General features: G+C 65.6%; 9 protein-coding genes. 5 read left to right on the forward strand and 4 right to left on the reverse strand.

Features of this window, described 5'->3' with window-relative positions:
- Window positions 1-16: 16 nt before the first annotated feature.
- The 4 genes from DK26_RS27065 to DK26_RS27080 form a co-directional block, all read right to left on the reverse strand.
- Window positions 17-2,575, reverse strand: coding sequence for a TonB-dependent siderophore receptor (locus DK26_RS27065; RefSeq protein WP_083533633.1), 2,559 nt, complete (start codon window positions 2,573-2,575; stop codon window positions 17-19).
- Between the two features lie 140 nt (window positions 2,576-2,715).
- Window positions 2,716-3,687, reverse strand: a complete 972-nt coding sequence (locus DK26_RS27070; RefSeq protein ID WP_066479562.1) for a FecR family protein — start codon at window positions 3,685-3,687, stop codon at window positions 2,716-2,718.
- 108 nt (window positions 3,688-3,795) lie between these two features.
- Window positions 3,796-4,326: an RNA polymerase sigma factor gene (locus tag DK26_RS27075; protein WP_066479564.1), complete on the reverse strand. Its 531-nt coding sequence runs from the start codon at window positions 4,324-4,326 to the stop codon at window positions 3,796-3,798.
- A 521-nt stretch (window positions 4,327-4,847) separates the two neighbouring features.
- Window positions 4,848-6,062, reverse strand: coding sequence for an ROK family transcriptional regulator (locus DK26_RS27080; protein ID WP_066479566.1), 1,215 nt, complete (start codon window positions 6,060-6,062; stop codon window positions 4,848-4,850).
- Between the two features lie 131 nt (window positions 6,063-6,193).
- On the opposite strand from DK26_RS27080, the gene DK26_RS27085 reads away from it, so the two are divergent.
- The 5 genes from DK26_RS27085 (at window position 6,194) to DK26_RS27105 (ending at window position 11,181) form a co-directional block, all read left to right on the forward strand.
- Complete coding sequence (locus tag DK26_RS27085) at window positions 6,194-7,456, forward strand: extracellular solute-binding protein (RefSeq protein WP_066479569.1); 1,263 nt, start codon at window positions 6,194-6,196, stop codon at window positions 7,454-7,456.
- Window positions 7,457-7,518: 62 nt separating this feature from the next.
- A complete protein-coding gene (locus DK26_RS27090; protein ID WP_066479572.1) occupies window positions 7,519-8,412 on the forward strand; it encodes a sugar ABC transporter permease in 894 nt (297 codons plus the stop codon).
- Window positions 8,412-9,233: a carbohydrate ABC transporter permease gene (locus tag DK26_RS27095; RefSeq protein WP_066479578.1), complete on the forward strand. Its 822-nt coding sequence runs from the start codon at window positions 8,412-8,414 to the stop codon at window positions 9,231-9,233. Before DK26_RS27090 ends, DK26_RS27095 begins: the two co-directional genes overlap by 1 nt.
- A 2-nt stretch (window positions 9,234-9,235) precedes the next feature.
- A complete protein-coding gene (locus DK26_RS27100; protein WP_066479581.1) occupies window positions 9,236-10,267 on the forward strand; it encodes an SIS domain-containing protein in 1,032 nt (343 codons plus the stop codon).
- Window positions 10,264-11,181 carry an ROK family protein gene (locus tag DK26_RS27105; protein ID WP_066479585.1) on the forward strand — a complete coding sequence of 306 codons (918 nt, stop codon included), beginning with the start codon at window positions 10,264-10,266 and terminating at the stop codon, window positions 11,179-11,181. Before DK26_RS27100 ends, DK26_RS27105 begins: the two co-directional genes overlap by 4 nt.
- The last annotated feature ends 543 nt before the right edge of the window (window positions 11,182-11,724 follow it).

Below are 11,724 nucleotides of genomic sequence, written 5' to 3' on the forward strand. Positions count from 1 at the left end.
GCCGCCGAGTGCATCGTCACCAGGTGTAGGAGAGCTTTGCCGTCACCGTCCTGCCGGCTCCGTAGAAGCAGGCGCTGGTTGCGGCGCAGGTCGTCAGATACTCTTTGTCGAAGAGATTGGTCGCATTGACCGAGACGGTCGCGCCCTTGAGCTGCGGGCTCAGCTTGGCGAGGTCATAGCGCAAGGCCGCGTCGACCAGCGTGTAGGACGGCACCCGCAGCAGGTTGTCGCCGTCGCCATAGGACGAGCCGGTGTAGCGCACGCCGGCGGCAAGGCCGAGCCCGTCGAGCATCCCGTAGCGGAAAGTGTAGTCCAGCCAGAGCGAGGCCTGATGCTGCGGGACCAGTGGCTGGCGCTTGCCGAGGTTGCTCGCATTGCTGCGCGTCACCTCCGTGTCGAGATAGGCATAGGAGCCGATCACGTCGAGGCCGTCGGTCAGGCTGGCCCGCGCTTCCAGTTCAAGACCGCGAACCTTCACCTCGCCGGTCTGCGTGTTGAAGTTGCCGCAGGTGCCGGGATAACGCACGCAGTTGCGGTGCTCCATGTCGGGCGTGAGCACATTGGTCTGCTTGAGCTGGAAGACCGAGGCGGTGAACAGCCCCTTGAACCAGGTCGGCTGGTACTTGATGCCGGCTTCGTACTGCTCGCCCTCGGTCGGCTCGAACGGCACGCCGCCATAGCCGGAGCCGCTGACCGGCTGGAACGAGGTCGAGTAGCTGATATAGGGCGCAAACCCGGAATCGAAGAGATAGGTCAGCCCGACGCGGCCGGTCAGCGCGGCATCGTCGATCTTGGTGTCGCGCCGCGTCAGCCGGTTGAAATTGTTGCCGGAGACCCAGTCCTGGCGCAGGCCGAGCGTCAGAAGGAAGCGCTCGAAGCGGATTTGGTCCTGGGCGTAGAGCCCAAGCTGCGACTGGCGCTCGGAGGAATCCGCCGCCTTGATACCGAGCACCGAGTAGTTGCCGTAGACCGGCGTGAAGATGTCGATCGGCGAGGAAAGCCCGCCATAGACGGTCTGGTCGAGCAGCGAACGGCGATAGTCGAGCCCGAGCAGCAGGTCGTGCTTCAGGGGGCCGGTCTCGAAGCGCGCTTCCATCTGGTTGTCGACGGTGAAGTAGCGCTGGCGCCGGTCGACATCCCATTGGAAGCGGTTCAGCGAGCGGTAATTGCTCGGTCGGCCGGTCGCCGGATTGATGCTCAGACCGATGCCGTAGATGGAATCGCCCTGTTTCACGTCCGCTTCGGCATAGCGAAGGTTCTGGCGCACCACGAGGTTCTGGTCGAACTTGTGCTCGAACAGGTAGCCGATCGCGTAGAAGTCACGCTTGAAGCGGTCATGATCGGGCTCGCCGACATTGGTTCCGCGCCGGATCTTGCCGAACGGGTTCTGATAGAGCGTGCCCCAGGCGGGGTAGTACATGACCGAGATGCCGGCATCGTCGCGCTGGTACTGGCCGAGCACCGTCAGGCTGGTCGCGTCATTGGGCCGCCAGGTGAAGCTCGGCGCGATGAAAACGCGATCGTCCTTCGCGTAGTCGATCTGCGTGTCGCCGCCGCGCACCACGCCCGTCAGGCGATAGAACAAGGTCTTGTCCGCATTTGCCGGACCTGACAGATCGAAGGCGCCCTGCAATTGCTGGAAGCTGCCATATTGCAGTTCGATCTGCCGCAGGGGTTCCGCCGTCGGCCGCTTGCTCACCATGTTGACGATGCCGCCCGGCGCATTCTGGCCGAACAGGACCGAGGACGGGCCGCGCAGCACCTCGATCCGCTCGAGCCCGTAGGGCTCCGCCCGGGCGCCCTGGCCGGCAGCGCCATAGGGCAGCATCATGCCGTCGAGATAGTAGTTCGGCTCGAAACCGCGCAGATAGATCTTGTCGCGCTCGGTTCCGGGGCCGAGGACCTCGGCGATCGCTCCCGGCGTATAGCGCACGCTCTGCTCGAGATTGGTCGCGCCCTGGCGCGAGATCTGGTCCCGGGTGATCACCGACAGGGACTGCGGGATCTCGAGGATGGAGGCGTTGGTCTTGGTGCCGGTCGCGCTGCGGGTAGCGACGATGCCCTGCACCGGCCCCCAGGCATTCTCGCCATCGACATCGATCGTGTCGAGCAGCATCGAGCCTTCGGGCGCCGAGCTCGAGGTGAACGCCGCCGCCGGATCGGTGATGGTGACGCTGTTGCCGCTCGTGAAGCGATGGCTGAGCCCTGTCCCGGCGAGCAGGCGGCTGAGCGCCGCCTCGGGCGGCAAGGTGCCGGACACGCCCGGGCTCTTCTTGCCGACGACGAGGCTGGAACGGAAGAGCAGCCTGAGGCCGGCGCGGTCGGCAAATTGCGTCAGCGCGCCACCGAGATCCTGCGAGGCGATGTTGAATGAGATGGGCTGCGAGACGGCGCGCTGCGCCGCCGCGGTCTGGGCAAAGGCTGGCGCGGTCAGGCCAGTCGCGAGCCCTCCAGCGAGATAAATTGCGGCCGATCCGAGCAGAACCGCCTCGATCGAACGCTTCGTCGTGAAGCCGCGCCCCCGGCTCTTCGCCCCGTCGCCCATGAATACCGCCTGTCCGTTCCTGTCGCGCATCGAGAACGTCGGCGGCGGCTTTCGGTGCGCCTTGCCGAGGTCCTCGGTTTCAAGGACGAAGCGAGCTCAGCGATCTTGCACCGCGAAGGCGGAAGAAAAATCGAGAAGCGACGCAAGTAATTGTACTTGAAGGATAAAACCTACACTCCGCCGCCGTGCAGCACGGTCACCAGCGGCAGCCGCAGGGCACGTACCGGCAGCGTTTCCTCGATCGTCCTCAGGATCGCCTCGGGATCATCGAGGTCGAACACCCCCGTCACCTCGAGGGCGCGCAGTCGGCTACCGGCGATGATGATCGTCCCGCTGCGATAGCGCTCGATCTCGGCGACGACCTCGCCGAGCGGCCTGCGGTTGAAGATGAGCTTGCCGCGCCGCCAGGCCGTCTCGATATCGGCGTCGACCGCCTGGGGGCCAGAGAGGCGGCCGCTCGCGGCGTAGCGAACGCGCTGGTCGGCCCGCACGACAACGGCGTCAGTGGCGAATGCGGCGCCTGCCACTTCCACGACGCCCTCGAGCACCGTCACCACGGTTTCGCCGGGGCGGATGTCGATGTTGAAGGCCGTTCCCACAGCCCGCGTCCGGCCGCCGCCTGCCTGGACGATGAACGGTCGCGAAGGATCGGGCCGGACGTTGAACGTCGCCTCACCCGCGAACAGCCGCAGCGCACGCTCCCGTTCGCCGAAGTTGACGGATAGGGCAGTACCCGCATTGAGCAGCACCGACGAGCCGTCGGGCAGCATGACGCTCCGCCGCTCGCCCGTGCCCGTGACGTGGTCGGCGAAACCGCGAAAGCTCAAGGCGCCGGACTGGCCGAGCGCCCAGCCTCCCGCGACGAGCACGCCTCCCCCCAGCACTGCGCGGCGGGTCAGCTTCGCTCGCGATGCCTTGCGCTCGGATGTCCTCGCCCGGTCGCCTGCGATGCCCACGCCGTGCCAGACAGCCTCGGCTTCCTGCGCGGCCAGTTCGTGGGCAGCGCTACGGGCACGCCATTCTGCGAAGGAGGCGCGGTCCTGGTCGGTCGCACGGCCGGAATTGAGCGCGACGAGCCAGTCGATCGCCTCGTCGCTAAGGGCGACATCCGGCACTCCCTGCTGGTCCGGGTCGTTCTTCAACCGATTTTCATCCCGTGGCGGCGCCGACTTTCGTCCATGCGATGCGTGAGCGCCTCGCTGATCAAGACGATGCGAGATCGCAAAACATGCACTCGGTCCAGAAAAAACCTAGAGCAGGCCGCGGAAATGATCGCGGCAGTGGCGCAGCGCCTGGGCCAGATAGCGGGCGACCATGCTCTCCGAGACGCCCAGCCGGCCGGCGATGTCGCGATGGGACATGCCGTCGCAACGGTTCATCAGCAGCGCTGCCCGGGGTTTGGCAGGGAGCTGCATCAGCGCCCGTGTCAGCTGGCGCAGCTGGTCCCGGTCGATGGCGAAGGTTTCCGGCGACGGATAGCTGTCCGCCAGGGCTTCCAGCAGCACGTCATCGTTGATGCAGCGCGAGCTGTGCCGCTTTTCCCTGCGTGCCAGGTCGATCGCGATGTTGCCGGCGATCCGCAGGATGAAGGCCTGCCGGTCATGGATCACGCCCGACTGCGCCTTGAGACCCGCCAGCCTCAGCCAGGTTTCCTGCAGCGCATCCTCGGCGAGTTCGAGCGACCCGGTATGCCTGCGCAGCAAAGCGCGCAGGACTTTCCACTGCCGGAGATAGACCGACATGAGCTCATTCTCGTCGTCGAGCTTCGTAGTTGTCGTCATCACCGGCGGTAAGATGCGGGTCCTCAATCAAATGCCCACCACGGCCCGAGGCCCGGCGAGCACGTCTCCCTGATAGATCGATCAAAAAATCGATGCAATCTCAATGATTTACATTGATTCTAAGTACGGAAGATCGTGCGGTGATGGTCACGCTCTACGTTTTGATTTCCCTCATCTTTTTGAGCGGCGATCCCGGCTCACTTCGTTGACGGCGATGCGATCTGTCGCGTTTTCGCGAGCGTTGCATCTGGGCCTGCACGGTTCTGACCAACAGCCGGTCAATGCCTGGGACAGTGCCGCGATGGAGAGCTTAATCGCCGCTTCGCGCAGCGCTTCGGATCTCGTCACCGAAAACAGAGCAGATCAGAGGCAAGACTTCCCGGACATGCGACGACGTTCGTGCCGACGTGTTCGACCATCGCGGAGCGCTTCGCTTGGCATCGTTACGAATCTCAACGCGCGGGGCGCCAAGATCGTCGGCGCGCAGCATCCGCGTCGCGCCAGACCGCAACAGTGGGCCTTCAAATCCGCTCAACGACGTCCTGTTTGAACAGAAGTGACAGCTCCGGCGTCATGCCGTCGAAGACCGGCAGCGTCGCGGCGCCGAGGGCCGGGGTGTCCGGTCCCATCTCGGCGGGAGTCAGACGTGGCGTTTGGGCGGCCTTATTGAGGCTGACGCTGCGTGGTAGCGGCTCGATCCGGGAGACGAGCGCCTCCAATACAGGCAGAGGCAGGACGCCACCGAGGATCACCGTCTGCGGGTCGAGCATGTTCTCGATCATCACCACGGCCTGGCGCAGGCTCGCCGCGGCCTCGTCGAGCCAAGCGAGGAGGCGTGCGTCGCCTTCGTCGAGCGCCTTGGCAATGCGATCGAGATCGCCGTGCCGAACGGTTGCCGCGTCAATGTCGCCAAGCGCCTTCAGCGCCAGCGAGACCGAAGCATAGCGCTCGAGGCAGCCACGATTGCCGCAGGGACAGAGACGCCCGCCGGTGTCGACGACGAGATGACCAATCTCGCCGGATTTGCCGTAGCCGCCGCGATAGGGCTGGCCACGCAGGAAGAGACCGCCGCCGATGCCGGCACCGATATAGATATAGGCAAAGTCGGTGAGCGTGCGGCCGGCGCCGTAGAGGCGCTCGCCGATCGCCGCTGCCGTAGCGTCGTTCTCAAGCAGCACGGGCAGGCCGAGCTTGTCCTGCAACGACTGGCGCAGCGGGAAGTCTTTCCAGCCGGGCAGGGCTGCCTCGCCCAGCACCACGAGTCGGTCGTCCTGGAACAGGGCAGGGATGACGAGGCCGACACCCCAGACGCGCTGGCGTGCTACCTGTTGGCGCTCGAGCATCGCTGAGATCGTCGCGGCGATCTGGTCGAGCACCGCTGCGGGGGCATCGGAAGCGAGATCGAGCTCGACACGATCCCGCACCGTGCCGGCGACATCGGTCAGTATGACCAGCAAGACCCCGTGGCCGAAGGACACGCCGAATGTGAAGCCGCCATCGGGGTTGATGTCGAGATCGACGGCCGGCTGGCCGCGGGCGCCGCTACGCCGGCTGACGCTGCGCACCAGCCCGGCTTCGGTGAGCTCGCCGATGATGTTGGAGATGGTCTGTGGGGCGAGCCCGGTTGCGCGCGTGATCTCGGCGCGCGAGAGCGGCGCCTGCAGCCGCACGGTCTCCAGCACGACCCGCCGGTTGAACCGGCGGGCATGGTCCATGTTGGCGCCGAGCAGCTTCATTCTTGCCTCTGTCTCATCGCCCCTGCCTACACCGAGGCGCTTGCCAGTCGTAGTGGCCTCTGATTAAATCACTTCATTGGAATAAATCGGGCGGCAGCGAAAGACCGCCCGGAACCAGCGGGGAACAGACCATGACGCAGCAGCGCGAAACCAAGAATGGCTTGTCCCGCCGGACGGTCCTTGGCGCGGCGGGCACGATGGCGGCGAGCGCCTACGGCTTCGGCGCGCGGGCGCAGGAGATGAATGTCCGCTTCGTCGGCGAGCGCTATCCGGCGCTGGAATTCTACGTGAAGAAGCTCCAAAGCGCGCTGCCGAATGCGAAGGTCACCGCCGACCTGATGCCGAACGCACCGCTGAAGGAGCTGCAGACGATCACATTGTCGTCCGGTGCCGACTCGATCGACATCATGCTCGGCAACGATTTGACGATCGCGAACTTCGCCCAGAACGGTTGGCTCGAGCCGCTCGACGAGTACATCGCCAAGCACAAGGACGAGTACAAGCTCGACGACTTCGCCAAGACGGCGATGAGCTCGGCCTCGTTCGGCGGCAAGGTCTACGGCTTGCCGGTGCTGACCAACACCCAGCTCATGGCCTATCGGCAGGATCTGTTCGAGGCCAAGGGCCTGAAGCCGCCGACCTCTTTCGAAGAATACATCGCCGCCGCCAGCGCGCTGAACTCGCCCTCCGTCGCCGGTACGGTGATGACGCTCAAGGGTGACGGTGTCCTCAACGAGGGCCACTGGTATCTCAATGCGCTTGGCGACGGCTGGTTCGACGCCAACAAGAAGCCGGTCTTCAACAGCCCGAAGGGCATCGCCGCGATCGAGACGATGAAATCGCTGACGCGCTTCGCGCCACGCGGCTACACCGCCAACGGCAACGACGAATCGACCATCCTGTTCCAGCAGGGCGCTGCCGCCATGGGCATGCAGTGGCTGACGCGCACCGCTGCGATGGACCGCCAGGACCAGTCCAAGGTGATCGGCAAGATCAACTGGGCGCCGCCGCCGCGTGGCGGCCAGGTCGTCGTCGCCGACAGCTTCGCGATTTCCAAATTCTCCTCGCGCAACAAGGACACGCTGTTCCGCCTGCTCGCCGCGACATTGTCGCCGGCGAACCAGCGCGAGGGCGCCAGCCTCGCCTGCCCGACGCGCGTCTCGGTGCTGGAGGATCCGGAACTGCGCCAGCGCTTCCGCTATTACAACGTGCTGGTGCCGGCTCTGGAGAAGGGCGCGATCTTCCCGAAGTTCGCCGAATTCAAGGAAGTCAGCGAGACGGTCACGCGGCGGATCCTGCAGGCCGTCACCGGCGAGATGCCAGTCAAGGAAGCGCTCGACACCGGCGCCAAGGAGGCCGAGGAGTTCCTGACGCGTCGCGGCGTCTACAAGTGAGCATTCTCGCTCCCGGAACGGTCCGGGCCTGATCAGGGCCGCTCCAGCAAGGCAGAAGATTGATGGCGTCGCCCTCGGCGCGGGCCTATCCCCGCGAAATATCGCTCTGGCTGTTCGTGGTGCCGAGCGCGCTCGTCGTGCTCGGCGTGCAGCTCTACCCGGTGCTCTACGCCGTCTACCTCAGTTTCTTCGACTACCATATCGGCCAGCCGCAGGCGCGTTTCGTCGGCGCGGAGAACTATCTCGTCCTGCTCGGCCAGGATCGCGTCTGGGCTTCGCTCAGGACGACGCTGATCCTGGTCGCCTCATCGCTCGCGATCGAGTTCGTACTCGGCCTGTTGCTCGCCCTCGGGCTCTACAAGCTGACGCGCGGGGCGCGCATTTTCTCGACCCTGATCTTCGTGCCCTATCTGATCACGCCGGTGGTCGCGGCGCTGTTCCTGCGCTGGATCTTCGCGGCGCGTTGGGGGTTGGCGGATGCGGTCATCGCCTCCTTCGATATCTTCCCGCCGGACTGGCTGGGCTCGCCGATCTGGGCTTTCGTCACCATCATCGTCGCCGATGTCTGGCAGTTCACGCCCTTCGTCATGCTGATCCTCTATGCCGGCCTGCAGGGCATGGACGAAGCGCTGCTCGAAGCCGGCAAGATCGACGGCGCCTCGGGGCCGCGGCTGGTTTGGCACATCATCCTGCCGTGCTTGCGGCCGCAAATCCTGTTCGTGCTGGCGATCCGGCTGATGGATTCCTTCCGCACCTTCGACAGCATCTATGTGCTGACCGGCGGCGGCCCCGGCACCGCGACCGAGACGCTGACCATGTACACCTACGCCATGGCCTTCAAGCAGCTCGACCTCGGCCGCGCTTCGACGCTGGGCGTCCTGACCATGTTGATCGTCACCGGGCTGACGCTGATGATCATCTCGCTGATGTATCGGCGCGAGCGGGGGGCATTCTGATGCGTGCCCTGCTCGGCCAGCCGCTGGTCGTCTTCCTGTTGTCGCTGTTTGCGCTGTTCAGCCTGACGCCGATCGTCTGGGCAGTGCTGATCTCGATCAAGCAGCCGGCCGATGCCTTCGCGATCCCGCCAAAGCTGTTCTTCGAGCCGACCTTCCGCTTCCATTACGAGATCTGGGTCGAGCGCCGCTTCGTCGAGTTCTTCGCGAACAGCGCGATCATCGCGCTCGGCACCGTCTTCATCTCGGTGCCACTCGGCACGCTTGCCGCCTATGGCCTGTCGCGGCTGGAGAGCAAGATGGCCCGCTCCTATCTGATGGGGCTGCTGGTGATCCGGATGTTCCCTCACATCCTGCTCTTGATCCCGTTCTTCATCGTCGCGCGCTCGCTCGCGATGATCGACACCTATCCGGCGATGATCGCGGCGATGGTGGCGATCAACCAGCCCTTCACCGTCTGGCTGATGCGCTCGTTCTTCCTGGAAATCCCGCGCGAGCTCGACGAGGCCGCGACGATCGACGGCTGCAATGCCTGGACGACCTTCACCAAGGTGATCCTGCCGCTGGCCAAACCCGGCATCGTCGTCACCTCGCTGTTCAGCCTGCTGCTCGCCTACAACGAATTTCTGTTCGCGCTGATACTGACCGGCAGCAACACCAAGACGCTGCCCGTCGCGATCGCCGAGTATGGCGGCGAGGACCTGAACTACTGGTCGCTCTCGGCGGCCGGCGCGATCGGGATCATGCTGCCGATCCTGCTGTTCATGCTGTTCTTCCAGCGCCATCTCGTGCGCGGCCTGACGATCGGCGCGGTGAAGGGGTGACCATGGTCGACCAGAGCATCATCGACGGCTTCATCCGGGCGCAGGCGCAGATCGTGCCGGCAACGATCGCCGCCGTGCGCCGGCGACTGCGCGAGCTTGCCGTGCCACCTGCAAGGCATCTCGTCCTCGTCGGCTCCGGCACCTCGCTCAACGCCTTGACGGTGGCGAAGCCCGCGCTGGAGGCCGGCGGCGCCTTCGTCGAGGTGCTGAACCCCGGCGCTTTCCTCCAGCGCGAGCCCGTGCTTGGCGCTGAGGCGCTGATCGTTGCGCTGTCGCAGACCGGGACCAGCGAGACCACCGTCGCGGCAGTCCAGCGCGCGCAGGATAGTGGACGGACCTGCCTCACCATCACCGCCGAGGCCGACAGCCCGATCGGCCAGGCGGCGGCGACGAGGATCGTGATGCCGATCGGCCCCGAGCCGGTCGGCCCGAAGACCAAGGGCTATGGCGCCTCGCTCGCCGCGCTCGCAGAACTCGCGGCGGCGCTCGCTGGTCAGGTGGGGCAGGATGTTACGGAGGCGGCGCTCGCTGAACTGATCGAGGCGGCCATCACCCCGGCCTTCGCGCTGGCGGCGGAGCTGGACGCGGTCGATGGGCTGCTCTTTACCGGCGAGGGCCGTCATTTCGGCACGGCGCTCGAAGCCTCGCTCAAGATCGCCGAGATGACCGGCGTGCCGGCGGCTGCCTTCCCGACAGAGGAGGCCATGCATGGCCGCTTCCACGGGCTGACGGCGAAGGGTCTGTGCGTGATGATCGTGGCGGACACGGCCGAGCGGGAACTCGCAGCCCATGCCGCCGGCGTGATGGCTTCGCTCGGCGTCCGCATCCTGATCCTCAACCTGACCGACGAACCGGCGCCGTTCGACTGGCTGCGGCTCGACAGGTTGGCGGCGCCTTATGACGCACTCGCCGCGATCGTTCCGGTACAGCGGCTGGCGCAGGCCATGGCGGCGCGGCGCGGGATCCCGCCACACCTGATGCGCTTTCCTGGCTTGTCCAAGAAGCTCGGCATCAAGATCGACCGCCTGCCATGAAGACCGCCTTCGCTTTCGATATCGGCGGCACCGCAGTCAAGTTCGGACTGGTGGCCGAGAGCGGTGCGCTGCTGAAGCAGGGCGAGATCCCGTTCGAACGCAATCTGTCCTTCGCGGCGCTCGGGGAGCGGCTGGCTCGGCTCTACGAAGAGGCCATGGCGGGAGCTCAGGCTGACGCCTTGGCCGTTGCGATGCCGGGCTTCGCCTCGCCGGACAGCGGCGTCGTCGTCGATGGCGGCGGCAACGTCCCGGCTTTGCGCGACGGCTCGATCGCGCAAGCGCTCGAACAGCATCTGCGCCGGCCAGTCTGGTTCGGCAATGACGGAGTCGCCGCTGCCTTGGGCGAGGTCAGGTACGGCGCCGGGCGGACATTGGGCCGTTTCGTCCTGATCACGATCGGGACAGGGGTCGGCGGCGCCGTCGTCCTTGGTGGAAAGCCAGTCATCGGCCCGAACGGACATCCTCCCGAGCTCGGTGCGATTGTCGTCGGTCGCGACGAGGCGGGCGAGTTGCTTTCGCTCGAGGCGCGTTCCTCGGCGCCAGCCATGCTGCAAACCTATCTGCGCCGGACGGGCGTTGCGGCGCTTTCGACCCGAGAGCTGTTCGAGCGGGCCGCGGCCGGGGATGTCGCTGCGGAAGCGACCATCGATGCGGCCTGTCACGGCATCGCCCGGGCGACGGGCGCGCTGATCAATGCACTCATGCTCGATGCGGTCGTGCTCGGCGGTGGCGTATCCGGAGCCGGAGAAGCACTGGTGAGCCGGGTTCGCATTCTTCTGCCGGCCTATGTCTGGCCGTCACTGGCGACGACGGTCGAGATCCGTATCGCGGAACTGGGCAACGCGGCGGGGCTGCTCGGCGTCGCATCGCTTGCATTCGACGGCTTGCGGACCGTCGCGCCGCAGAAAGAATAGATCGACCGTGCATCCTCGCCGACCGCCGTCTGCCATCTTCAGGACCGGCCAGGTCATATTTGTCCCATGCAATGGCGGCGCGCGTTCGGAAATGCGTCCCGAGTGCATTGTGCTTGTCGGCCGCGCCAGGGATTCTCGTGCACCCCGCCACCGTGGTTATTGGGGGCGCGCCTGCTTTGACGATGCAAGGGGCTGTTCGCGGACGGGATCGGAAGCGTGTCCGAAAGGGCCGCGACATCGAGCGGCGCGTGCGGTGCGCTACCATATCGAGGATCGCGTGCTGCTCAGTGCAGAAGGCCGTCGGTATGCTCAGTCGGCAGGCGGGTGCGTGCCCGCGCCACGTCCACCGATACTGATTCCAACTTCAACGCAAAAAGGTCGTTGACAGCCGGAGATGGCTGCCTCTATAAAGCGGCCATCGAGACGGCGCCGCCGCTGAGCGGCGCCTCTTCTGCGCTTCCTAAGGACGTTAGGGCTGAGGCCGGTTCGCCGGGTGAGGTTCTGTCGATTTTCTAGAAGCCTGCTGTTTGAAAACTGAAGACA

This window comes from Allobosea sp. WAO, assembly GCF_001509835.1.
Classification (GTDB): Bacteria; Pseudomonadota; Alphaproteobacteria; order Rhizobiales; family Beijerinckiaceae; genus Allobosea.

Bases quoted from the DNA above. Each gene is read 5' to 3' on its own strand.
- DK26_RS27065 (WP_083533633.1), bottom strand. From the start codon at position 2,575: ATGCGCGACAGGAACGGACAGGCGGTATTCATGGGCGACGGGGCGAAG.
- DK26_RS27085 (WP_066479569.1), top strand. From the start codon at position 6,194: ATGACGCAGCAGCGCGAAACCAAGAATGGCTTGTCCCGCCGGACGGTC.
- DK26_RS27105 (WP_066479585.1), top strand. From the start codon at position 10,264: ATGAAGACCGCCTTCGCTTTCGATATCGGCGGCACCGCAGTCAAGTTC.
- DK26_RS27100 (WP_066479581.1), top strand. From the start codon at position 9,236: ATGGTCGACCAGAGCATCATCGACGGCTTCATCCGGGCGCAGGCGCAG.
- DK26_RS27080 (WP_066479566.1), bottom strand. From the start codon at position 6,062: ATGAAGCTGCTCGGCGCCAACATGGACCATGCCCGCCGGTTCAACCGG.
- DK26_RS27075 (WP_066479564.1), bottom strand. From the start codon at position 4,326: ATGACGACAACTACGAAGCTCGACGACGAGAATGAGCTCATGTCGGTC.
- DK26_RS27090 (WP_066479572.1), top strand. From the start codon at position 7,519: ATGGCGTCGCCCTCGGCGCGGGCCTATCCCCGCGAAATATCGCTCTGG.
- DK26_RS27095 (WP_066479578.1), top strand. From the start codon at position 8,412: ATGCGTGCCCTGCTCGGCCAGCCGCTGGTCGTCTTCCTGTTGTCGCTG.